We start from the raw sequence: 23,635 nt of genomic DNA on the forward strand, positions 1-23,635 counted from the left end.
AGGACAAAGATCAAAAATGGATCAGGCGGATTCTCTGCTCATCGCCGCATAGGCCTCGCGGACGTGATCCCGGCCGTCGACAATCACGGCCTCCATCGCTTTTCGAGCGCCATCGATGTCGCCGGCAACGATCGCCTCCACGATGCGCATATGCGTGTCCGCAATATCTGAGAAGCCGTTCTGCGAGGGGGGCGTACTGATACGAAACATCCCAACCAACGCAGCTTCGATCAAGCTCCCTAGTGTTCGCATGAACGGGTTGTGAGAGGCATCGGCTATGGCGAGGTGGAAATGCAGATCGGCCAAGGCGAGGCTTTCGCTGGTATGACCCGGGGCTGCCATCTCCGTCGCTAGCGCGCGCAGATTTTCAATATCCTCCTTGCTCGCCCGCTCCGCTACGAGACCCGCGGCAAATGGCTCGAAGGCCATCCGAATGTCGTAAAGCTGCAACAGGAATTCTTCCGTCACGCCACAGTCGAAATGCCAAGCTATGATCTCGCTGTCGAACATGTTCCAGAAGTTTTTCTTCGTCACGCGTGTTCCGACACGGGCCTTGGCGATGATCATGCCTTTTGCGGCAAGCGTCTTCATCGTTTCCCGAAGGACCGTCCGCGAGACCTTGAAGTGTTGCGCGAGTTCGGCATCGCCCGGCAGAATGCTTCCGACAGGATAGGTTCCGGCAACAATCGCCCTGCCAAGGCCATCCACGACCTGGGCGTGGCTCGTTCGCGATTTGCGCGCTGTTCTTCCGGTCTCAAGCAATCTGTTACGCAACGAATACCTCCCCGTTCAGGCATACCTCTTATTCATACTGGAAAGGAAGAGAATAACCTTCTGCATTAGAATAAATGCAAAAAGCAATAGGCCGATCAAGATCTTCGTCCACCAGCTCGACAGCGTCCCGTCGAAGGTGATGTAGGTCTGAATGAGGCCTTGTATCAGGATACCGATGAAGGTACCCGCTACGAATCCCGCCCCTCCGGTCAACAGCGTCCCCCCAATGACAACTGCTGCGATCGCATCCAGCTCAACGCCGACTGCTGCCAGAGAATAACCGGCTGACGTATAGAGCGAAAAAACGATTCCGGATAGGCCAGCAAGAAAACCGGATAATGCGTAGATCTGTATCGTGGTGCGGCCCACGGCGACGCCCATGAGTTGCGCTGTTTGCGAACCGCCGCCTAGTGCGTAGACATTGGTCCCGAAGCGGGTGCGGTGCGCCAGGAATATGCCGCCGACAAAGACCAGAAGCATGATGCCGCCGATCAGCGTCAAACGCCCCCCACCTGGCAGCTTGTAATAGAGGCTCGTCAACGTGGTGTAATAGTCGTGATTGATCGGAATGCTGTCGATCGACAGAACGAAAGCCATGCCACGCGCAAGAAACATGCCTGCGAGCGTCACGATAAAGGCCGGCATTTCCAGATAGTGAATGATAGCACCCATTACGGCGCCGAACACGGTCGTGATGATCAGGACCAATGCGAACGCGACGAGCGGATGGATGGTCGTGTTCTGGAGGACGACTGCCAGGAACACACCGGTAAACGCAATGACAGAGCCAATCGACAGGTCGATGCCGCCGGAGATAATGACAAAGGTCATGCCGACTGCTGCAATCCCGAGAAAGGCGTTGTCGGTCAAAAGATTGCCGATTACGCGGGTCGACAGAATATTGGGATACTGCAGCGTGCAGATCGCATAAGAGAGAACGAAGATCACGACCGTTGCCAGAAGCGGCAGATATTTCGAGTTCATTGAACCTGCCCTTCCGTGACGCGGCTCGATCGCCGGCTCAGGACCACGGCGGCCGATTGGACCGCAGGCGACTGAATGACGAGGATCACGATGACGATCACCGCCTTGATGATCAGGTTGAACTCAGGCGGGAAGCCCGAGAGAAGAATGCCAGTATTGACCGCCTGAATGATCATTGCACCGATCAGAGAACCCAGAATGCTGAAACGCCCTCCAAGCAACGAGTTGCCTCCGACCACGACCGCCAGGATCGCGTCGAGTTCAAGCCAGAGACCGGCATTGTTCGCATCTGCGCCCTTGATATCGGCTGCGACAATGATCCCGGCAATCGAGGCGCAAAGGCCGCTCAACATATAAACGGCCATCAGCAGCACAGGCGTGCGCACACCCGACAACGTGCTTGCACGTCGATTGATACCGGTTGCTTCAATCAGCATGCCAAGCGCTGTGCGTCTCACGAGGAGGATCACCAGGGCCCCCACGACCAGCCAGATGATAACGGGCATGGGTAGGAAAGCAAATGCGCCGCTGCCGAGTGCGATCAGCCCTTCATCGTTGAAGGTCATGATTACACCCTCGGTGACGAGCTGCGCGATCCCGCGTCCAGCGACCATCAGCACAAGCGTGGCGATGATCGGCTGGATGTTGAGCAACGCGACCAGGAATCCGTTCCATACACCGCAAAGCAGTCCGACGCCGATCGTTACCAGCAGCGTCGAAGCAAGCGAATGGCCGGACACGATGGATGATGCGGCAACCGCGCCGCAGATCGCGATCACGGCACCGACCGAGAGGTCAATCCCCTTCGTAGCGATCACGAGGGTCATGCCGATTGCCAACAAAGCGACCGGCGCGCCGCGGTTCAGTACGTCGATCAGGCTGCCGTAAAGCCGGCCATTCTGAATAACAACATTAAAAAACTGAGGGAACATAATGAAATTCAATAGGAGAATGACCGCAAGCGCGATAATTTGCGGCGCAAGCCGGGTCAACAAGGCATTGAGTGACGACTTCATGCGTCCTCCGTCTCTTTCTGGGCTGCGGCGATTGCGTCGACGATGCGCGCGGTGCTGACATTGTCACCTGTCAGCTCAGCGACATGTTCGCGGTCACGAAGCACCAAAATACGTGAGCTATAGGCGATAAGCTCTTCCAATTCCGAAGAAATCACGATCAGCGACATGCCATTCGCGCACAGTTCTTCGATCAAGCGGATGATCTCGGCATGCGCTCCGACGTCGATGCCGCGGGTCGGCTCGTCGAGAATGAGAAAGTCGGGATTGGTGGCCAACCAGCGTGCAAGGATCGCTTTCTGCTGATTGCCGCCTGACAGCAGACGGATGGGCTTTTCCCTGTCCGTCGTACGGATGTCGAGTGCGCTGATGTAGCGGTCGGCCAAGGCGTTCTGATCGGCGCGAGAAATCGGTCGGGCCCAGCCTCTACGCGCCTGCAGCGCCAACGCAATGTTCTCGCGAATGGACAGGTCGCCGATGATCCCGTCCGTCTTACGATCCTCCGGACAAAAGCCGAAGCCGTTGCGGATCGCAGCACGCGGGTTCGACAGACTAACCTGCCTACCGTCGACCTTAGCGGTTCCGCTGTCGGCATGCTCGATCCCGAACAGCAATTCGGCGGTCTCCGTGCGTCCCGACCCGAGCAAGCCGGCAACGCCCACCACCTCGCCGACACGGACCTCGAGATCGAACGGCTTCACCTTGCCGCGCTTGCCATAACCCTCGAAGCTGTATTTCACGGGACCGGCAGCAACGGAGTGCGCCCGGGCGGTGGCCTCGGCCTTTGCCAGTTCACGGCCGAGCATCATTGAAATCAGGCTCTGGCGAGACAGCTCGGATGTCTCACGGGTGCCGACGAGCTTGCCGTTTCGAAGGACCGTGATGCGGTCACTGACCTCGTAAACCTGTTCGAGAAAATGTGTAATGAAGACAATTCCAAGGCCGCGGTCTTTCAAGTCACGCATGATGCGAAAGAGCATCGCGACTTCTTGCGTGTCGAGGCTTGCGGTTGGCTCGTCGAGGATGAGAACTTTGCCGGATAAATCGACAGCCCGCGCGATCGCCACGACCTGCTGCACGGCGACCGAAAACCGATCGAGTTGCGCGGTCACATCGATGTCCATCCCATACTGATCAAGCAGCAACCGTGCCTGTCGGTTCATCGCACGCACATCGATCATGCCGAAACGCTTCGGCTGGCGGCCAAGATAGAGGTTCTCAGCGACGCTCAGATTGGAGAGGAGATTGACCTCCTGATACACAGTCCCGATGCCCAGTTTCTGAGCCGCGAGCGTATCGGACGGACTGATTTCAGCGCCGTCGAGAACGAGCCGGCCTTGGTCGCGGTGGTAGGCACCGGTGATGCATTTGATCAGCGTCGACTTTCCTGCGCCGTTTTCGCCGAGAAGCGCATGCACCTCGCCCTTACGCAGCGAGAAGTCGACCTTATCGAGCGCAATGGCACCCGGGAAGAATTTCGAAATACCGGAAGCGGCTAGAACGGTCTCAAAATCGTGAATCATGAGTGCGGCTTTTCCTGATACAGGCCTTGCGGTGCCGCGGCATTGAAGGACATGAGGTCCTGATTGGCAGGCGGCAGTTCCGCACCGGTCCATGATGGACCGGTGCGGTTCGAGCGTCAAAAATCAGTAGCCGAGGTTCTTCTTCGACTCGTAGACCTTCGTCGGGTCGTCAGCCGGCGTGTAGAGCTTGGATTCCGTCTGGATCCACTTCGCCGGAGCCTTCTTGTCCTTCAGGTATGCGTCGAGGACGTCGAATGCGGGACCAGCCATGTTCGGCGTGAGTTCCACGGTCGCATTTGCTTCGCCGGCTGCCATGGCCTTGAAGATATCTGGCACGGCGTCGATCGAGACGACCAGAATGTCCTTGCCCGGCTTCAGACCGGCTTCCTTGATCGCCTGGATGCCGCCCACGGCCATGTCGTCGTTGTGAGCGTAGAGGGCGCAGATATCCTTGCCGCCGTTTTCGGCCTTCAGGAAGCTTTCCATGACTTCCTTGCCCTTGGTGCGGGTGAAGTCACCGGTCTGGCTGCGAGCGATCTTGAAGTTTGCCTTGCCGGCGATGGCTTCTTCGAAGCCCTTCTTACGAGCGATGGCGGGGGAAGAGCCGGTCGTTCCCTGGAGTTCGACGATCTTGCAAGCCTTGTCGCCGACGGTCTTTACCAGCCAGTCGCCGGCAACCTTGCCCTCATGAACCTGATCCGAAGTGACAGCGGTCAGGTAGAGGTCTTCAGGCGCCTTGATCGTCCGGTCGAGCAGTATTACGGGGATTTCAGCTTCCTTTGCTTCCTTCAGAACAGCGTCCCAGCCGGTCTCGACGACGGGCGCCAGGAAGATAGCGTTGACGCCCTGGGCGATGAAGGAGCGGATCGCCTTGATCTGGTTTTCCTGCTTCTGCTGAGCGTCAGCAAATTTCAGGTCAACGCCACGCTTCTTGGCTTCTTCCTTCGTGACGGTGGTTTCAGCAGCGCGCCAACCCGATTCAGAACCGATCTGCGAAAAGCCGACGACCAGTTCCGCAGCCGATGCAGAACCGAACATGCAGGCAGCCAGAATCGTAGCACTCAAGAGTGCAGTCTTCAATTTCATTATATCCTCCCAAAGCCGCCTCCACGCGGCACACCGAGAAAAAATCATATAGTATTACTTTTGTAAATGCACTTTCTGGTATGCGGTGCAAATAAAAAAAGGCGCTCAAAACGAGCGCCTTTTCGCACGTGCTAATTGCCTGACGAAATCACTTCGGCAGCTTGTCGTCGACGCCTTCGACGTAGAAGTTCATGCCGAGCAGCGTGCCGTCGTCAGCCTTTTCGCCAGCCTTCAGCCACGGGGTGCCGTCCTGCTTGTTGATCGGGCCGGTGAAGGGGTGAAGCTCGCCCGACTTGATCTTGGCTTCGGTATCCTGAGCCATCTTCTTCACGTCGTCAGGCATGTTGGTGTAGTCGGCCATCTTGAGGATGCCGTCTTTCAGGCCGTCCCAGCTCTGCTCGGACTTCCAGGTGCCGTCGAGCAGCGCGTGAACGCGCTTGGAGTAGTAGTTACCCCAGGTGTCGACGATCGCCGTCAGCTGAGCCTTCGGGCCGGCTGCGATCATGTCGGAGGCTTGGCCGAACGCATGAATGCCGCGTTCCTCGGCAACCTGCATCGGAGCGGTGGTATCCGTGTGCTGCGTCAGCACGTCGACGCCCTGGTCGACCATGGCCTTTGCTGCATCGGCTTCCTTGCCCGGGTCGAACCAGGTGTTCACCCAGATGACCTTCAGCTTGAAGTCCGGATCGATGGAGCGGGCACCCTGTTCGAAGGCGTTGATGCCCATGACCACTTCCGGGATCGGGAATGAGGCGATGTAAGCAGCACCGTGGTTCTTCGACGTCTTGGCTGCGATCTGGCCGAGGATGTAGCGCCCTTCGTAGAAGCGCGAGTTATAGGTCGCGAGGTTCGGGCCGGACTTGTAGCCGGTGCCGTGTTCGAACTTCACGTTCGGGAACTTGGCGGCGACCTTCACGGTGGCATCCATGAAGCCGAAGGACGTCGTGAAGATCAGCTTGCAGCCCGAACGCGCCAGACGCTCGATCGCACGCTCGGCGTCGGGGCCTTCCGGTACGTTTTCGAGGTAGGGCGTGTCGATCTTATCGCCGAATTCCTTCTGGATCTGCTGGCGACCGAGATCGTGAGCCTGGGAATAACCACCGTCCGTGTGTGACCCAACGTAGACGAAGCAGACCTTGGTCTTGTCAGCGGCCTGCGCGGACGAACCGACGCTCAGGACCGCGGCAGCTGATGCGGCAAATGCAAATGCGAGTTTTTTCATGATAACCCCTGTTAGTTTGTAATTTCCGGAAGCGCGTCTCATTCTTCTGTTTAGCGCTCCGGCACGAACGGTTTTCCCAGCGACGCAGGCGTGTTGATCAACGTCGTACGGCGATTATGAGAAATGATGACAAGGACCACAATAGTGGCAGCATAAGGGAGCATCGACAGAAATTGGGCCGGAATTCCAACGCCAAAAGCCTGTGCATGAAGCTGCAGGATCGTGACCGCGCCGAAGAGGTAGCCACCCGCAAAAACCCGCCATGGACGCCAGGATGCGAAGACGACGAGGGCGAGTGTGATCCAGCCACGGCCGGAAGACATGTTCTCCACCCATTGCGGCGTATAAACGAGGGAAAGCTGCGCTCCGGCGAGCCCCGCGCAGGCACCACCGAACATCACGGCGAGGTAGCGCGTGCGGATGACCCTGATGCCGAGAGCGTGCGCTGAACCGTGACTGTCGCCGATCGCGCGCAGCTTCAGGCCGGTGCGGCTGCGGAACAGGAACCAGCTCACGCCGAAGAGCAAAGCCAGCGACAGGTAGAATGTCAGATCCTGCCTGAACAGGACGGATCCGATGAGCGGAATGTCGGAGAGGTAGGGAATGACGATCGGCGCGAGGCGAACGCCCGGTACGCCAACATAGCCCTCACCCAGCATTCCCGACACCCCAAGGCCGAGGATCGTCAACGCCAGGCCAGTCGCCACCTGGTTTGCGACCAGCGTGAGGGTAAGGAAACCGAACAGCAGTGAAAACAGTGCGCCGGCGACAATGCCGCCCAGCAGCCCGATATAGGGAGACCCCGAAATCTGAGCGCTGGCGAAGGCAGCGACGGCCCCCATGATCATCATGCCCTCGACGCCGAGGTTTAGAACACCGGATCGTTCGGCGACGAGTTCGCCCAAGGCTGCAATAACGAGAGGTGTGGACGCTGTGATGACGGTCAGCAGAATAGCTTCGAAGATGCTCACGCGACGCCTCCCCGGACCCGCAACCAGACGATACGGATCTTGTAGTAGATGAGCGTGTCGCAGGAGAGCACGAAGAAGAGCAGCAAGCCCTGGAAGACGCGGGTGACCTTGTCGGATACGCCGAGCGAAAGCTGCGCCGCCTCGCCGCCGAGGTAAGTCAGCGCGAGCACAAGGCCGGATGCGATGATGCCGAGTGGGTTCAGGCGTCCGAGAAACGCGACAATGATCGCCGTGAAGCCGTAGCCTGGAGAAATCGCAGGCTGCAGGTGTCCGATCGATCCCGATACTTCGGAGATGCCGGCAAGTCCTGCAAGTGCCCCCGAGAACAGAAAGCTGAACCAGATCATCTTCTTGGACGAAAAGCCGGCGAAGCGCCCTGCCCGCTCGGACTGGCCGAGCACCACGATCTCGAATCCTCTCAGCGTGTATTTCAGCATGAACCAGACGAGAAGCGCTGCAACAATCGCGAACACGAATGCCCAATGGGCGCGGCCGGACTCTTCCCAGATCGCCGGCAGTGTGGCTTCGGGTGGAAACGGCACGCTTTCGGGAAAGTTGAAGCCTTGCGGATTGCGCCAGGCGCCGCGGATCAGCCAATCCAGAAACAGCTGCGCAATATAGACAAGCATTAGGCTCGTCAGGATTTCGTTGGTATTGAAATGCGCCTTCAGCAGCGCTGGAATGGCCGCAAACAACGCACCGCCGATCGCACCCATGACAAGCATCAAGGGCAGCACGAGAGGCGAATGCCATTCTGTAAATACGATCGGCAGGATCGAGCCAGTAATCGCGCCGATCGTAAATTGACCCTCGGCGCCGATATTCCAGTTATTGGAACGATAGCAGACCGCCAACCCGACGCCGATCATGATCAGGGGCGCTGCCTTAACGGCAAGCTCATGCAGCGACCAGACTTCCAGCAAGGGTTCGAGGAAGAAGGCATCCAGCGCTTCGACGGGGTTCTTGCCCAAAATGGCGAACATGATCCCGCCGGCAATCAGCGTCAGCACCAATGCCAGTAACGGTGAGACGAAACCATAGAGCTTCGACGCTTGCGGCCGCTTCTCGAGCTCAATGCGCATTGGCCGTCTCCGACGCGGTCTTGCCTTCGTGCAGGCCGCCCATCAGAAGGCCAATCTTCTCTCGAGACAGTTCTCCCGCCGGGAAGGGTTGCGAAAGTCGCCCCTCAGAAATCACGGCAATCTCCGTTGCGACTTCAAATATTTCGTCAAGATCCTGGCTGATGACGACGACTGCCGAGCCGTTGCGCGCCAGATCGACGAGGGCCTGACGAATGCGACTCGCGGCTCCCGCGTCGACGCCCCACGTCGGCTGATTAACAACGAGAACCGCCGGTTGTCGGTCGAGTTCACGCCCAACGATGAACTTTTGCAGGTTTCCGCCAGAAAGCGATCCTGCCGCAGGGTCCTCTCCGCTCTTGCGCACGTCCATCGCGTCGGCAATCCGCTTTGTCGCGGTCTTGACGGCACCGCGACGGATCACCTTGAGAAAAGAACCACCGAGGAAGCCCCTGCGGTCGGATTGGCTTCGCGCCAGCACAAGGTTGTCGGAAAGCTTCATGGCTGAGACGGCCGCATGGCCATGGCGTTCTTCCGGCACGAACCCGGCGCCAAGCAGACGCCGTGCCGTGATACCCTGGGTGCCCACCGCCTTCTTGCGGATGGTGATCGCATCCGGCGAGCTCACGGGATACTCTCCAGAGAGCGCATCGAAAAGTTCGCCCTGGCCGTTGCCGGCGACACCCGCAATCGCCAGGATCTCGCCCGACCGAACCGTCAGGGATACGTCCTTGAGGGGCATGGCAAAGGGCGTGCGGGCGGAGACGGAAAGATTGCTGACGGAAAGCTGCACGTCGCCCTTGTTGCCACGATCGGGATGAGTGACGGTTGCGACGTCGCTGCCAACCATCATGCGGGCAAGCGAGGCAGGCGTTTCCTGGCGTGGATCACAGGCGCCGGTGACGCTTCCGTTGCGCAACACGGTCGCCCGGTCGCAGATGCGCTGAACCTCCTCGAGCCGATGACTGATGTAGAGGACCGATTTGCCCTCCGCCTTCAGCTTGAAGAGTGTTTCGAAAAGCTTGTCGGCCTCCTGCGGCGTCAGCACCGAAGTCGGCTCATCGAGGATAATGAGTTTGGGGTTTTGCAGCAGCGCACGCACGATCTCGATGCGCTGGCGTTCGCCGACGGAAAGATCGGCGACGTGGGCATGAGGGTCGAGCGGCAATCCATAGGCGCGCGAGAGCGCCCTTGCTTCTTCCGCAATCCTGCCGATCGGAATGCTGTCATCAAGGGAAAGCGCGATGTTTTCAGCAACCGTCAACGCCTCGAAGAGCGAGAAGTGTTGAAAGACCATGCCGATGCCGAGCTTGCGGGCATCACCCGGCGAACCGATCGAAACCGGCTGGCCCTCCCACAGGATATGGCCCTCGGTCGGTTCGAGTACGCCGAACAGCATCTTGACGAGCGTCGATTTGCCGGCGCCGTTTTCACCAAGGAGAGCATGGATTTCGCCGTGGGCGATATCGAGGTCGATGTGGTTGCAGGCAGCAAAGCTGCCGAAGAGTTTCGTCAGTTGCTGGACAGACAATAACGCGCCGGAACCCGGCACATCAGATAACGACACGTTCCCCTCATTTCTCTCTGCCGACCCTGCCCATTCGGGTCATTATGGGATCAGCAGCGTAGTTCCGGTAGTTCTTCTGGACTCCAGATCCATGTGAGCCCGTCCGACTTCACGCAATGGATAGGTTTGGTTGATATTGATACGCACTTTGTTGCTCAAAACAACATCAAATAACGCGTTTGCACAATTGGTTAGCTCTTCGCGTGTTGCGATGTAGGCGAAAAGCGTGGGCCGTGTTGCAAAGAGCGATCCCTTCTGCGCGAGCATGGCAAGGGTGAAGTTCTCGATCGGTCCTGAGGATTGGCCGAACGAGACGAACATGCCGAACCGTCGCAGGCAGTCGAGCGATTGCGGAAACGTGTCGCGGCCAATCGAGTCGTAGGCGATGTGGACCCCTGCCTCACCGGTGATCTCGCGCACGCGCTCTACAAAATTCTCGGTGTTATAGTTGATAACGTAGTCGTAGCCATGCTCGAGTGCCAAACGCACCTTGCTATCTGACCCCGCGGTGCCGATCACCGTTGCCCCGAGCGCCTTGGCCCATTGGCCTGCGATGAGGCCGACGCCACCGGCGGCGGCGTGAAACAGGATCGTCGTATCCGGGCCAACCTTGTATGTCCGGTTGAGCAGGTATTCCGCAGTCATTCCCTTCAACATCATCGAGGCTGCAGTTTCCAGGGGAATTCCATCCGGCACCTTGACGAGGTGCTTGGTCTCGACGTTCCGCTCGACGCTGTATGCGCCATCCGCACCGGCATAGGCGACCCGATCGCCAATTTTGAAATCCTCTACATCAGGCCCGACAGCGATGACAGTGCCAGCCGCTTCCTTGCCCGTCACGAAAGGCGTATGCGGCGCCTTGTAGAGACCTGTCCGGAAGTAGACGTCTATGAAGTTAAGGCCGATGGCTGCATGCTTGATCTGCACTTCGCCTGCGCCGGGCGGCGGCAGGTCGATATCGACATATTCAAGAACCTCGGGTCCACCGGTCCTGCTGAATGAGACCGCCTGCGTCTTTGCCATCGTCTTCTCCTAGGCTCTACGTCCAAGCGCCGGGAAGAACTGCAGCACGGCGCCGACGCAGTAGAGGTAGATACCGCTAAGGATAAAGAGGACAAGCGCCCACTGCGGGATCACGAAATGCGTCAGAAGCGCATACATTCCGAGCGCCGACCATAGGAAGAAAACACCGAGGTTGAGCGGACGCAGGCGCTGGACGCGGACAGGATGGAGAAAATTGATCGGCAGGAAGGTCAGGATGACGGAAACGATGACGACGACAAGTGCTGTGATCGCGCTGGCATCGATGACGAAAAGCGTAAAGACGATCATGTTCCAGACTACTGGGAAGCCGGAGAAGAAGTACTCGTCCGTCTTCATTCCGGTATCCGCGTAGTAGATTGCACTCGATACGACGATCATGCCTGCCGCCACGAAGGACCATGGTTCGCCGATCATGCCACTCTGGTAGAGGGCAAAGGCCGGCAATAGAACGTAGGTGACATAGTCAATGATATTGTCGAGCGTATCGCCCGACCAGTTTGGCAGCACCTCCTTGACGCTCACCTTGCGGGCAATCGGTCCGTCGATACCGTCAACTAGAAGCGCAAGGCCGAGCCACCAGAACATGTCGATGAACCGGTGCTCGGCAGCAGCGACCACGCCGAGGAACGCGAGAAAAGATCCGGATGCCGTCAGAATATGGACGGAAAATGCGCGCATCTCCGCGTAAGGTACGCGCTTGTAATTGAAAATCTTCATGTTTCCCCGAGCAGCCTATGGCGTCCGCGCATGGCAGACGCGGTTTTTGGCTTAATATGCATCCTTTGCTTCGCTTCGCCAGCGCAAAAGCGACGAAGCGACGCAAGGGGCAGGAATCCTGACGATGACACGCATATTTCGTGCAAGTCGCATGAGAAAGAATGGATTACCTTTAATCCCGACACTATTTGTAATATCTCGCTGGCATCGATAACATTGTGCGATGAATACGGGATCCGATACCGAAATGAACGCCCCTGCAAAAACCGAAGACTTCGCCTCCCCGATTCCGGCCGGAGTCTATGCCGAAACCGTGCTTAGCGTGACGCATTATACGGACCGCTTGTTCCGGTTCACGATGACGCGCCCGCAGGGTTTCCGTTTCCGGTCCGGCGAATTCGCGATGATCGGGCTGATGGTCGAAGGCAAGCCGATTTTCCGCGCCTATTCGATCGCAAGCCCCGCTTGGGCGGAGGAGCTGGAGTTTTTCTCGATCAAGGTCCCGGATGGTCCGCTGACCTCGCATCTGCAGGCGATCAAGCCAGGCGACCAGGTTCTGATGCGCAAGAAGCCGACGGGCACGCTGGTGCTTGACGCGCTGACGCCCGGCCGTCGTCTCTATATGTTTTCGACCGGCACCGGTATCGCCCCCTTCGCGAGCCTGATCCGCGATCCAGAAACCTACGAGAAGTACGAGGAAGTCATCCTCACGCACACGACCCGCGACGTAGCGGAACTGAAGTACGGCTTCGATCTCGTCGAGGAAATCAAGAACGACGAACTTCTGCAGGAGATAGTCGGCGACAAGCTGCGCCACTACGCGACGGTCACCCGCGAAGACTTCGCCTATCGCGGCCGCATCACGGATTTGATCTCGGCGGGCAAGCTTTTCACCGATCTCGGCGTTCCGCCGCTCGATCCATCAATCGATCGCGGTATGATCTGCGGGTCCTCGGCGATGCTGAAAGATACCAAGGAACTGCTGGAAAAGGCTGGCCTCAACGAGGGCGCAAACAGCAAGCCGGCGGAGTTCGTTATCGAGCGGGCATTCGTCGGCTAAATCAGCCAAGATAGAAGCGTTCACGGCCCCGAAATGGGGCCGTTTTCAATTGTGGCCACTGAGATACTCGATGAGGGCGCCCATCGTCCGGTTGGCGTCCTGGGATCTGCCCTGCTGAATGGCCCGTATGACCTCGACGTGCAGAGAGATGGATTGATCCATCCTGTCGGGACTGCTGGATGCAGACCAGAGCCGACGGGAATGGGTCTGAACCGGTCCGAGCGCCGATGTTATGAAACTGTTCGGGCAGGCTTCTTCCAGGATTTCGTCAAAGGTCTTGTCCGCGGCGAAGAATGCTGCCAAGTCGCCGGTCGTGGCGGACATTTCCATCGTCTGGGCACATTCACCCAGTTCCCTGCGCTGCTCTGATGTCGCAAAGTCGGCTGCCAGGGCGGCAGCGATCGGCTCGAGCTCGCGGCGAACCTGCATGACGTTCTCATGGTCCGTCGGCTTGATTTCGGCCACCTGCAGCCCGACACGCGGCTTCACCACGATGAGCCCTTGCCACGCCAGCTTCTGGATCGCTTCGCGCACCGGCGTGCGTCCGTGACCGGCAAGGTCGATCAGATGCTTCTCGGTAACCAAGGCGCCCGGCTGCAACGTCAGCGTCACGATCGCATGTTCCAGGGTGAGATAGGCACGGTGGCTGAGTGAGTTCTGCATCCGCGTATTCGGCTCCAGAAAGTGTATGCGTGTTGCGAAGCGACTGTAACGTTAATGATATATCAGCGTTCTTTCGAACGGCAAGCCGCGGGAGCGCCTGGATCTTCCGGCGATGCGTCTTCTCAATCACGGTGAAATGGCAAATGGCCTTGCAGCGAGTGGTGACGCAAGAGCGCTGGCCAGCGCCGAGCGCCTAACCCTATGAGGCATGCAGAGCAGCGGCCCGGCCGAAACCAGGCGCCTCCGCTCACTCGTGCCTCAACGCGTCGATCGGGTTGAGCTGCGCCGCACTGCGAGCGGGGAAGTAACCGAAGACCATCCCTATCGCGGCGGAGAACGCGAACGCCACAGCGATCATCGTGGGGCTGACCACGAACGGCACCTTCAGCACGGTCACTGCTCCATAACCAAGGCTGACCCCCAGCAAAATCCCTGCGATCCCACCAAACACGGAGAGTGCCACCGCCTCGACAAGGAACTGCAGCAGCACCTGGTTTTCCAGTGCGCCGATCGCCAGGCGTATGCCGATCTCGCGGGTGCGCTCGGTCACTGACACCAGCATGATGTTCATGATCCCGATCCCGCCGACAAGCAGGCTGATCGCGGCGACCGCTCCGAGCAAGCTGGTCAACAGTGTCGTGGTACCGGTCATTGCGTCAGCAATCTGCGTCATGTCATTGACGCTGAAGTCATCGTCACGTCCCGGTACGATCTTGCGCCGCTCCCGAAGCAGGTTTTCGGTTTCGGTCTGAACTTTCGATGTCGACACCCCGTCGCGCGCCGAGATCACGATCATCTGGACATTGGCGTTCGCTTTGCCGCCGACCCGGCGTTGATAGACCTTAACGGGCATGACGACGACATCGTCCTGATCGTTGCCCATGCCGGACTGGCCGCGCTTGGCAAGGACGCCGATGATGCTGCACGAAACCTTGCCGACGCGAATCTGCTGTCCCGTGGGATCGGCGGCGCCGAAGAGTTGCGAGCGTACCGTTTCTCCGAGGATGCAGCGCGGGCGTCCGCGTTCTTCCGCCGCGTCAAAGGTGCGGCCGATCGCCATGTCCCAGTCCTGCGCGATGAAGTAGTCGTTGTTCGTCCCCATCACGGTCGTCGAGTGGCTCTGCCCGCCGTAGATGACGGTCGCGGTCGTCTGATTGAGCGGCGCCGCGGCGCGCAGGCCATTGACCTGATCGCGAATGGCGTCGACGTCCTTGATCGTGAAGCGGCGTGCTTCCGAGCTTGGGCGACCAGGACCGAACTGACCCGGGCGCGCAAACAGCATGTTGGTGCCGAGCCGTGAAAGCTCGGCCGAAACCTGGGCGGTCGTACCGTTGCCGATCGTCACCAACGCGATGACGGCCGCCACCCCGATGACCACGCCGAGCACCGTGAGGAAGGAACGAAGCATGTTCCGGCTGATCGCACGCAGCGCAAGTTTCAGCGTCTCAAAGAACATGATCCGCCCTCCCGCGATGCTCGACCTCGGTCTCGAGCTTGCCGTCTATGAAACGCAGCAGGCGCTGAGCGTAGGCAGCAATATCGGGCTCGTGCGTGACCATGACGATCGTGATGCCCTGTTCGCGGTTCAGTCGCGTCATCAGGTCCATGATCTCGACGCTGGTCTTCGTGTCCAGATTGCCGGTTGGCTCATCCGCGAGAAGCAGCGAGGGCTCGGTCACGATCGCCCGGGCAATCGCGACACGTTGCTGCTGGCCGCCGGACAGTTCCTGCGTCTTGTGATGCTCACGCCCGGAAAGCCCCACAAGCCCGAGCGCCTCCTTGGCCTTGCGGTGGCGCTCGCTTGCATGCATGCCGCGATAGATCAGCGGCAACTCGACATTCTCCAACGCCGAGGTGCGCGGCAGCAGGTTGAACCCCTGGAATACGAAGCCGAGCATATGACGGCGCAGCAATGTCAGTTGGCTGCGGTCGAAGCCCTGTGTTGAGACGCCTTGGAAAATGTAGTCGCCGTCGGTGGGCACATCGAGACAACCAAGAATGTTCATGGCCGTCGACTTGCCCGAGCCGGAAGGTCCCATGATGGCGACGAATTCGTGTTCGCGGATCGACAGATCCACCCGGTCGAGGGCGCGGATGGCCGCCTCTCCCTGACCATAGATCTTCGAGACCTGCTTGAATTCGATAAGTGCCGGGCTCTGCATCGTGAGCCTCGCCTACTTCGCCTGCGTAGCGTCGGTAATCACCGCATCGCTTTCCTTCAGGTCACCGGAAACGATCTGAGTGAATTGCCCGTCGGAAGACCCCACCTGGATGATCACTGGTGCCGGCTTGCCTGCTTTCAGCAGCCATACGCGCCGCTTTGCTCCGGTCAGGGCTTCGCCTTGGTTGCCGCTCCGTGGCCCCATGCGCGGTGGTCGGAGCAGGCCGAAGATGCCGCGGCCGCGGGGAGACTCTGCAGCCGGGGGGGCATAGCGAAGGGCCGAATTTGGGATCATCAGGGTATTCTCGACTGCCTCAACGGTGACATCAGCCGTCGCGGTCATGCCAGGACGCAGCAACAGGTCAGCATTGTCGACCGACAGGATCGCCTTGTAGGTCACGACGTTGTTCGTGGTCTCGGATGCAAATCGAATCTGCTTGATCTCGGCCGGAAAGGTCCGGTTGGGATAGGCATCAACCGTGAACGTCGCCTTCTGGCCGACGGCAATCTGACCGACATCGGCCTCGTCGACATCGACCTGCAGTTCCATCTTCCGCAGATCGCCGGCGATGACGAACAGCACCGGCGCGGACAAGGACGCTGCGACCGTTGCGCCGGGATCGACCGAACGCGTGAGAATCACACCGTTGATCGGCGAGACGATCGTCGCCTTGGCGAGGTTGACTTCGGCCAGCCGCAGATCGGCCTCCGCAGAGAGCACGGCAGCGACGTTGATGTCCTTTGCGGCAACCGCGGAATCGAACTTGTAGCGCGCATCTTCGAGGCTCTGCTGCGTAGAAACGTTGCTCTGAACGAGGTTGCGGGCTCGCTGGAACGAGCTCTGGGCCGACTCGAGGTCGGCGGTCGCCTTCACGACATTCGCTTTGGCCGAATCGAGTTTCGCCCGCGAACTCTTGACGTCCGCCTCAAGCTTGTTCGTATCGAGAGCGGCAAGAACCTCGCCGGCCTTGACCTCGCTGTTATAGTCGACGTTCACCTCGCGAACCGTTCCCGACAGCTCGCTTGATATATCCACTTGCTCTGTCGGCTGCACGGATCCGGTTGCCGTAACCAGCACGGTCAGGTCGCCGCGTTTGATAGGTTGAGTGGCGTAGCTGTATTGGTTGCCTTCTTGCCGCGCATAGAAATAACCCACCCCGCCGGCCGCAAGAATCAGCAGAAGCAATACCAATAGGCGACCACGCCAACGGCCCTTCGACTGTTTGCGTGAAGCCGCAAGGACGGTCGCCAGGTCGGCGCTCGCCTTGGTCGGCTTGGTTTCGTGCATAGTCTTGACGTCGTTCATTCCGGCCTCGATCAACATGCTGCCAACGCAGCCGCCAGCAAGATGATCATGTCGAAGCTGAACGGCAGATTAGCATCGGCCCGGATTGGCACGAAATGACGGTCGAATGAAATGAAATCTTGGTAATGAAAGTTCAGTTTCCGTAGGCTGAAATGGGACCGAGAGGATTCGCTTTGTATTGGCCGTCGCTCTTAAGCTGGCCTTCGACCTCTTCGATCTGCAGCCGCTGAAACTGCAGAACCGTCGTGGAGAGCTGCAGCCCCTCGCCGGACTGACCGAGTGATGGCCACACCGCAACGGCGACAAAAGCGAATCAACTCGATTTGCTGCAGTCCTTATGCGTTTGATAGAACCATCGATAGAACCATCAATGAACCGGTAGACGCCGCTTGGCGGCCATGAGCAGATCGAGTTCCGTGGCCGATGGCCCGAACTTCTCATAGAGCCGCTTTGCCTCGGTTTCCTCTAGTCTATACTTCCTGGCAAACTCACCGAGGCTGTAAGGTCGCCCGCGCAACACTTTTCGGGTGGTCGTTGTGGGTGTGGTCACGCTGGTCATCGCAGTCTCCTTGTCTGTACAAGGAGCTAGCTAGAGCGTCATGTGACTTTGTGAAGGTATCGACCAGCCTCGGAAAGGATTGATTCGATTAAATCTTTTTCGGTGGAACCTTCTGATCCGTCGCGCATTTATATGCTGAGATTGTGAGCCGAGCCAAGCGGACTCGGCGGCGCGAAAGTATACCCGGATTTTTCCGCTTTCTCCGGGTCGTCAACACTATATTCGAACTTTCGTCCGCCCGGTTCATGACCTCGTTTCCCCCAACTTTTACAAAGCGCCTTCGGGCGCTTTTCTTTTTGGCCGTTTCCAGGGGGCCGCCTTTTCAGGCCCAGTCGCAAGAAATGTGCCTAATGCACAGGGAACGGTGATTTTTTGGTTGACCGCAATGGGGCACCTGCATATGTTCCGCGCACTTCCAGCCGGACGCACCGCTCGGCTTCAGGGAGAGCGTAGCTCAGCCGGTAGAGCAACTGACTTTTAATCAGTAGGTCTCGGGTTCGAACCCCGACGCTCTCACCATGAAATCAAAGACTTAGTATAGTTTGGGACGGCGACTGCCTTGCGTCCTCGCACCACGTTCGTGTCTAATAGCTGCACGGGCGGCCGTTACTAGGTCTGAACCCATCTGCACAGGCTGGATTTACAGAGCGATCGCGTAGATAGGCCGATGACGACCCGATTGATGAGGTCTGATCAGGGTTTGTGGTGCAGGCTGAGGTGATTGTGGAAAGGCCGATCAGCGCCACGGCCGCCAGAAATGTGAGAAATATGTGCGTCCGCGCTCCTCCGGGAGGGCCATTGCTCACCGCCGCGCGCGCAATCTAGCGTGTCATCGCAAGCCCGGGCGAGAATTACGGCGCCCTTTGCCAGGCACAGTTCACGAATCCGCTACCGCCGGCGAGTTCCAGATCCTCTGCGGCATCGCTATGCGGCGTGAGGCACGATGAAGCGAAACTCACCTGATTTTATCCGACAGGTCGCAGATTTTCGTCCTGTAGGTAGTGGGTTGAACTCCACTCCGTGATGTCATCACTCTACTGGCGTGCTGAAACGCTATTCACTACCCCGGTGCCGCGATGCCTGGATGTGCGGAGATCTTTCCTGCGGGCAAATGCTGCTGCCTTGCCCGCAGATCCGGTGTCCTCGTCCTCGCCCCATTAGCAATGTGACGCCTATCAATGCGACGTCGCCTTCCTGCTGGCCAACAACAGAATGTAGTCATCCGCTGCATCCGCTATTGCCATCGCCACTTCCGCCGGCGCCCACCCCTTTAGTTGCGCATCGCGGATGATCTGATGGAGCGCGGGTTCAACATCGGCGCGGCAATCGAGCAGGCGTTGATCATGAGTAGTGTCATTACGAACCGATTGAAGATTAATCATAGCTAGAACCCCTCTCATGTGAGGAAGCTACCATGACATAGATTGCAGGTTGAGCAAGCAAATGCTTAAGGAAACGCGCGATTTCGTTGAGAATGAGCTTTTTCGATGACACAAGGGGGGTCGGCAAAGCGATTCACGGTATAATCAGCCATCTGAAACCATCACGGAAGTGTGATGGATTTTGCGGGCGCCATCCGACGAGAGAGCTCCGGACTCGTCTTCCGGAACAAAACTGATCGCATATTGGTATTATTCCTACGCGACTGATATACCGGAAAGTACGACGATTGGTATGCATTTCCGACGTTGTCGTCAAAACGTGATGACCCCGTGATATGGTGTTTTGTTCGCGACTTGCCAGCTGATGAATTTGTGCCTGCCTGGCGGAACCATTCAGCATCTCTCAAGGCGCACTCGACACCACGTCGAGTGTTTTGCAAAAGGACGTCCAGTGGTTGTGGCTGGGTTAAGGGGGGCCGTCGAAGATTGTTCGGAAAGTGTGTTTGAAGGGATGTGAGGTCGATCGCACGGACTTTGCCGCCGTTGTCCTCGTTTTAGGGCGAACACATTTGCGTTGCGCAACCAAACGGATCGCCTATCTTTTCTCTCGGGGGAATTGAGTCTGACTGCCGGCATTGGACATTTGCGCAGCCTTTGCGTTTGACCTGCCTTACGCTGCCAAAAGCATACCTCTTCTGCCATGCACTGCCCCGGCCGTTACAAAGGCCTCAATTTCCGCCTCGAGCGTTGACTTCGTAGTTTCTCTGGAAGGAAAATCATATGGAAGACGCAGGCGTAGGTTGGGTAGCAGCTATCATTATCGGCGGCATTGCCGGGTGGCTGGCGGAAAAGTTCATGAACAGCAACATGGGCCTGTTGATGAACATCATTCTTGGCATTGTGGGCGCGATCGTTGCGAACGCCATCCTCTCTGGGCTAGGCATCGCGCTTGCCGGCTGGCTCGGGTATTTGATTGCTGGCTTCGTCGGCGCGTGCCTGCTCATTGCCGTTGGGCGAGTCATTCGTCGCTAGTTAAAAACCAAAAGCCGGGCGCCAACACGCCCGGCCCTTGCCTGGTCAAACGCCGTTCGATCTATCGACGGCTCATCAATCCGAAAAGGTAAGCGACGCCGGCTGTCACGGCGAGCGCGAAGATAGGTTCCTCCCTTACCTTGTCGCGCAGCCGCTCCGTCATGACCGATGCCTCGTCGGCGACGGCGGTCTTGGCGCCGTGTCCAAGCGCCACAACGCTTTCGGACAGGCGTGCAAGGTCTTCGCGCAATGCGGCGACCTGTGCGGAAAGATCGTCTGCCGCGATCTCCGCCTTCACACGCGCGGTTGCGGACTGGGCGGAGGCGGTTTTCATATCGGCCATGGTCTGCTCCTCTTTTTCCGGATGCTCTTCAACGAATTAGTGCTGGGAAAGGTTCCGATGTCCGGTCTCTTTTGCGGCGCCAGGCGCTCCAGTATGACTGCACATATAGCGCAGATGTTTTCGTGCGATAACCCTTCATTTCCTGCTGGCTTTGTTCTAAGGAACGTCAAAAGCTTTGCCCGCGAACGGGCGAATATAATGCGAGGTTTGCGTTTCGATGTTCGATCTTCTGCGAAGAGCTGCTCACACCTGGGTTGCCAAGCTCCTCATGCTGCTACTTGTCGCCTCTTTTGGTATTTGGGGCGTGTCGCGCTCACTGATATCGGGCGGCACGAGCACGACGGTTGTCAGCGTCGGAGACCAGCACGTCGACGTCAACGAGTTTCGCCTGGCCTACCAGCGGCAGGTCGCAAATCTCAGCCAGCAGTTCGGCATGCGCCTGACACCCGAGCAGGCCCGGGCCTTCGGTGTGGAGCAGCAGGTTCTGGCACAGTTGGTCGCCGGCGCATCGCTCGATCAGTTGGCGGAAGACATGAACCTTGGCCTGTCGCAGGATCGGCTTGCGCAGCTGATCGGCGACGATCCAGCCTTCAAGGCGGTGAATGGCCAGTTCGACCGTACCCTCTTTACGTCGCGCCTGCGCAATGCCGGCATCCGCGAAGATGATTACATCAAGGAGCGCAGCAAGGTCGCCGTTCGGAGCCAGATCGTCGATGCAGTATCGAACGGCTTCACGGCGCCGAAAACGCTCGTCGATGCGCTCAAGCTTTACCGCCAGGAAAGTCGCGGTATCGATTACCTGCTGCTGACCAACGCCAATATCGAGCCGATCAAGGCGCCTGCCGAGGATGTCCTCGCCAAGTGGTTCGAAGGCGCCAAGACGCGCTTCCGCGCGCCGGAATACCGCAAGATCGCGTTCCTGAAGCTGCAACCGGAAGACATCGCCGATGCCGCCTCCGTTACGGACGACCAGATCCGCGAGGATTTCGAAAAGCGAAAGGAGAGCTTCCGCACGCCAGAGGCCCGTACGATCGAGCAGTTGACCTTCCAGAACAAGGATCTTGCCAATGCCGCGCTGGCCGCGCTGAAGACCGGCACGACGTTCGATCAACTGGTGACCGATCAGGGCAAGACGGCAGCGGACGTGTTCCTGGGCGAGTTCTCCAAGGACAAGGTGCCGGATCAGGCGATCGCGGATGCGGCCTTCGCCGTCTCGAAGGATGGCGGAACGACGCCCGTTGTCGATGGCACCTTCGGCCCGGTCATCGTCCGTGTCAGCAACATCAAGCCCGAGAGCGTCAAGACCCTTGACGAGGTCAAGGAAGAGATCCGCAAGCAATTGGCCGTTTCCAACGCCTCGCAGGAACTCATCAACGTTCACGATCAGATCGAGGATCTGCGCGGGTCGGGCTCGACGCTGGAACAGATTGCAGAGCAGCTCAAGCTCAAGGCGGTCGTGATCGACGCCGTCGATGCGACCGGTCTCGATAGGGACGGCAACGAGGTCAAGGATATTCCGGCCAAGCAGCAGGTTCTTGGGGCTGCCTTCAAGACTGAGGCTGGGGCAGACGCTCCTTCCCTCTCGATCGGCACCGACGGCTATCTTTGGTTCGACGTCCGCGACATCACGCCGGAGCGTGATCGGCCGCTCAGCGAAGTGAAGGATAAGGCAATCGCCGACTGGACCGCCGAACAGCAGAAGCTCGAACTCGCCAAAAAAGCCGAAGAGCTGAAGCAGCAGGCGCAGAAGGGAACGTCGCTGGCCGATATCGCTGCACCGCTCGGCATTACGGTCGAAAGCAAGAGTGGTATCACCCGCGGCACCGACGACGCCGTTCTCGGCAGGGCCGGTGTCATTGCCGCGTTCTCCGGCCCGATCGACACCATTGCCAGCGCCGTTGGTGGCGACCCGACGACGCAGATTCTGCTCAAGGTCACTGAAGTCAACACGGAACCGACGGGTGACGTTCTCAACAACCAGGACCAACAGATCACGTCAACTGCAAACGCTGCCGGCGACGACATTCTCGATCAGATGGTCAACTTGCTGCAGACGCAGTACGGCGCATCGGTCAATCAACCTCTCGCCGAACAGGCGGCAGTCCGCTAAGGGGAACATTAAGCGCATGACCGATCTGAAGCCGCTTTTGGCGAAGGCTGCAAGCCGCGAGCCTCTGACACGTGAGGAGGCCCGCGAGGCCTTCGACATACTGATGTCCGGTCAGGCAACCCCTTCGCAGATCGGGGGCTTCCTGATGGCATTGCGCGTCCGCGGTGAGACGGTCGACGAGATTGTCGGCGCTGTGACGACGATGCGCTCCAAGATGCTGACCGTCGATGCCCCGGCGGATGCAATCGACATCGTCGGGACCGGCGGTGACGCAAGCGGGACCTACAATATCTCGACGCTGGCTGCCCTTATCGTGGCCGGTGCGGGTGTCCCTGTTGCAAAGCATGGCAATCGGGCACTGAGCTCGAAATCGGGCGCCGCCGACAGCCTCGCTGCCCTCGGCGTCAAGCTGGATGTAACGCCCGAGGTGATCTCGCGCTGCATTCGCGAAGCTGGCGTGGGCTTCATGTTTGCCCAGCAGCATCACTCTGCGATGCGTCACGTTGGACCCACGCGTGTCGAACTTGGCACGCGCACCATCTTCAATCTGCTTGGCCCTCTCTCCAATCCGGCCGGTGTCCGCCGCCAGTTGCTTGGCGTTTACGCGCCGCAGTGGGTCGTTCCGATTGCCGAGGTCATGCGCGATCTCGGCTCGGAAAGCGTGTGGGTTGTCCACGGCAACGGCCTCGACGAAATCACCACGACGGGACAGACGAGCGTCGCGGCACTCGAGGGCGGCAAGATCCGCACCTTCGAACTGTCGCCCGCGGATTTCGGCGTAGAACCTTGCCGGCTGGAAGCCATCAAGGGTGGCGACGGCGTGGTGAATGCGGCGGCGCTGCGCGACGTCCTGAGCGGCGCAAAGAACGCGTACCGCGATATCGCGCTCGCCAACGCAGCGGCCTCGCTGGTGATCTCCGGCAAGGCTGAGATGCTGAAGGATGGCATGCGGCTTGCTGCGCAATCGCTGGATAGCGGTGCGACGGCGGCAGCCCTCGATAAACTCGTCGCCGTGTCGAACGACATCGACTAGGATAGA

Annotated in this window: 22 protein-coding genes and 1 tRNA gene; 5 read left to right on the forward strand and 18 right to left on the reverse strand. The window is 58.8% G+C overall.

All coding sequences use genetic code 11. From position 1 onward, the window contains the following. Window positions 1–21: 21 nt before the first annotated feature. From IB244_RS22085 to pcsA, 11 genes are all read right to left on the reverse strand, one after another. On the reverse strand, window positions 22–774 hold the full coding sequence (locus IB244_RS22085; protein WP_025660978.1) for a FadR/GntR family transcriptional regulator: 753 nt from the start codon (window positions 772–774) through the stop codon (window positions 22–24). Between the two features lie 15 nt (window positions 775–789). Further along, window positions 790–1,758 (reverse strand): galactofuranose ABC transporter, permease protein YjfF, encoded by a 969-nt coding sequence (yjfF, locus tag IB244_RS22090; protein ID WP_018855021.1) that lies wholly within the window; start codon window positions 1,756–1,758, stop codon window positions 790–792. Further along, window positions 1,755–2,774, reverse strand: a complete 1,020-nt coding sequence (locus IB244_RS22095; RefSeq protein ID WP_113470413.1) for an ABC transporter permease — start codon at window positions 2,772–2,774, stop codon at window positions 1,755–1,757. The genes yjfF and IB244_RS22095 overlap by 4 nt, the downstream gene beginning before the upstream one ends. Beyond that, a complete protein-coding gene (gene ytfR, locus IB244_RS22100) occupies window positions 2,771–4,294 on the reverse strand; it encodes a galactofuranose ABC transporter, ATP-binding protein YtfR (protein ID WP_169683837.1) in 1,524 nt (507 codons plus the stop codon). The genes IB244_RS22095 and ytfR overlap by 4 nt, the downstream gene beginning before the upstream one ends. A gap of 123 nt (window positions 4,295–4,417) precedes the next feature. Next, on the reverse strand, window positions 4,418–5,380 hold the full coding sequence (gene ytfQ / locus IB244_RS22105) for a galactofuranose ABC transporter, galactofuranose-binding protein YtfQ (RefSeq protein WP_018855018.1): 963 nt from the start codon (window positions 5,378–5,380) through the stop codon (window positions 4,418–4,420). A 148-nt stretch (window positions 5,381–5,528) separates the two neighbouring features. Then, complete coding sequence (locus IB244_RS22110) at window positions 5,529–6,602, reverse strand: BMP family ABC transporter substrate-binding protein (protein WP_018855017.1); 1,074 nt, start codon at window positions 6,600–6,602, stop codon at window positions 5,529–5,531. 50 nt (window positions 6,603–6,652) lie between these two features. After that, window positions 6,653–7,573 (reverse strand): ABC transporter permease, encoded by a 921-nt coding sequence (locus IB244_RS22115; RefSeq protein ID WP_018855016.1) that lies wholly within the window; start codon window positions 7,571–7,573, stop codon window positions 6,653–6,655. Then, window positions 7,570–8,655: an ABC transporter permease gene (locus tag IB244_RS22120; protein ID WP_025660975.1), complete on the reverse strand. Its 1,086-nt coding sequence runs from the start codon at window positions 8,653–8,655 to the stop codon at window positions 7,570–7,572. Before IB244_RS22120 ends, IB244_RS22115 begins: the two co-directional genes overlap by 4 nt. Next, on the reverse strand, window positions 8,645–10,219 hold the full coding sequence (locus IB244_RS22125) for an ABC transporter ATP-binding protein (RefSeq protein ID WP_026371498.1): 1,575 nt from the start codon (window positions 10,217–10,219) through the stop codon (window positions 8,645–8,647). The genes IB244_RS22120 and IB244_RS22125 overlap by 11 nt, the downstream gene beginning before the upstream one ends. A 42-nt stretch (window positions 10,220–10,261) precedes the next feature. Then, the gene (locus IB244_RS22130) at window positions 10,262–11,242 is read right to left on the reverse strand and encodes a quinone oxidoreductase family protein (RefSeq protein WP_192305562.1); all 981 of its coding nucleotides are present in this window, start codon (window positions 11,240–11,242) and stop codon (window positions 10,262–10,264) included. Window positions 11,243–11,251: 9 nt separating this feature from the next. Then, window positions 11,252–11,980, reverse strand: coding sequence for a phosphatidylcholine synthase (pcsA, locus tag IB244_RS22135; protein ID WP_018855012.1), 729 nt, complete (start codon window positions 11,978–11,980; stop codon window positions 11,252–11,254). A gap of 247 nt (window positions 11,981–12,227) precedes the next feature. On the opposite strand from pcsA, the gene IB244_RS22140 reads away from it, so the two are divergent. Continuing rightward, on the forward strand, window positions 12,228–13,040 hold the full coding sequence (locus IB244_RS22140) for a ferredoxin--NADP reductase (protein WP_025660972.1): 813 nt from the start codon (window positions 12,228–12,230) through the stop codon (window positions 13,038–13,040). A 45-nt stretch (window positions 13,041–13,085) separates the two neighbouring features. Here IB244_RS22140 and IB244_RS22145 read toward each other — a convergent pair whose 3' ends face one another. The 5 genes from IB244_RS22145 to IB244_RS22165 all read right to left on the reverse strand — a co-directional run bounded on the left by IB244_RS22145 (window position 13,086) and on the right by IB244_RS22165 (window position 17,729). Further along, window positions 13,086–13,703 carry a GntR family transcriptional regulator gene (locus IB244_RS22145; RefSeq protein ID WP_169683835.1) on the reverse strand — a complete coding sequence of 206 codons (618 nt, stop codon included), beginning with the start codon at window positions 13,701–13,703 and terminating at the stop codon, window positions 13,086–13,088. A gap of 247 nt (window positions 13,704–13,950) precedes the next feature. Continuing rightward, window positions 13,951–15,159 (reverse strand): ABC transporter permease, encoded by a 1,209-nt coding sequence (locus IB244_RS22150; RefSeq protein WP_018855009.1) that lies wholly within the window; start codon window positions 15,157–15,159, stop codon window positions 13,951–13,953. Next, window positions 15,149–15,865 (reverse strand): ABC transporter ATP-binding protein, encoded by a 717-nt coding sequence (locus tag IB244_RS22155; RefSeq protein WP_018855008.1) that lies wholly within the window; start codon window positions 15,863–15,865, stop codon window positions 15,149–15,151. Before IB244_RS22155 ends, IB244_RS22150 begins: the two co-directional genes overlap by 11 nt. A 12-nt stretch (window positions 15,866–15,877) precedes the next feature. Continuing rightward, complete coding sequence (locus IB244_RS22160) at window positions 15,878–17,170, reverse strand: efflux RND transporter periplasmic adaptor subunit (RefSeq protein WP_192305564.1); 1,293 nt, start codon at window positions 17,168–17,170, stop codon at window positions 15,878–15,880. A gap of 367 nt (window positions 17,171–17,537) precedes the next feature. Continuing rightward, window positions 17,538–17,729: a hypothetical protein gene (locus IB244_RS22165; protein ID WP_018855005.1), complete on the reverse strand. Its 192-nt coding sequence runs from the start codon at window positions 17,727–17,729 to the stop codon at window positions 17,538–17,540. A gap of 443 nt (window positions 17,730–18,172) precedes the next feature. Between IB244_RS22165 and IB244_RS22170 the strand changes: the two genes are divergently transcribed. After that, a tRNA-Lys gene (locus IB244_RS22170) sits at window positions 18,173–18,248 on the forward strand. A gap of 656 nt (window positions 18,249–18,904) precedes the next feature. Here the strand turns inward: IB244_RS22170 and IB244_RS22175 are convergent. Then, window positions 18,905–19,111 carry a hypothetical protein gene (locus IB244_RS22175; RefSeq protein WP_018855004.1) on the reverse strand — a complete coding sequence of 69 codons (207 nt, stop codon included), beginning with the start codon at window positions 19,109–19,111 and terminating at the stop codon, window positions 18,905–18,907. Window positions 19,112–19,891: 780 nt separating this feature from the next. On the opposite strand from IB244_RS22175, the gene IB244_RS22180 reads away from it, so the two are divergent. Beyond that, the gene (locus IB244_RS22180) at window positions 19,892–20,143 is read left to right on the forward strand and encodes a GlsB/YeaQ/YmgE family stress response membrane protein (RefSeq protein ID WP_025660968.1); all 252 of its coding nucleotides are present in this window, start codon (window positions 19,892–19,894) and stop codon (window positions 20,141–20,143) included. A 61-nt stretch (window positions 20,144–20,204) separates the two neighbouring features. Here IB244_RS22180 and IB244_RS22185 read toward each other — a convergent pair whose 3' ends face one another. Next, window positions 20,205–20,486, reverse strand: coding sequence for a hypothetical protein (locus tag IB244_RS22185; protein ID WP_007793703.1), 282 nt, complete (start codon window positions 20,484–20,486; stop codon window positions 20,205–20,207). Window positions 20,487–20,703: 217 nt separating this feature from the next. Here IB244_RS22185 and IB244_RS22190 point away from each other — a divergent pair, with 217 nt between their 5' ends. Together IB244_RS22190 and trpD are read left to right on the forward strand one after the other, a co-directional pair. Then, on the forward strand, window positions 20,704–22,596 hold the full coding sequence (locus IB244_RS22190; RefSeq protein WP_192241902.1) for a peptidylprolyl isomerase: 1,893 nt from the start codon (window positions 20,704–20,706) through the stop codon (window positions 22,594–22,596). A 16-nt stretch (window positions 22,597–22,612) separates the two neighbouring features. Then, window positions 22,613–23,629, forward strand: coding sequence for an anthranilate phosphoribosyltransferase (gene trpD / locus IB244_RS22195; protein ID WP_018855001.1), 1,017 nt, complete (start codon window positions 22,613–22,615; stop codon window positions 23,627–23,629). Window positions 23,630–23,635: the final 6 nt, after the last annotated feature.

The organism is Rhizobium sp. RHZ02 (assembly GCF_014851575.1).
GTDB classification, from domain to species: domain Bacteria; phylum Pseudomonadota; class Alphaproteobacteria; order Rhizobiales; family Rhizobiaceae; genus Rhizobium; species Rhizobium altiplani.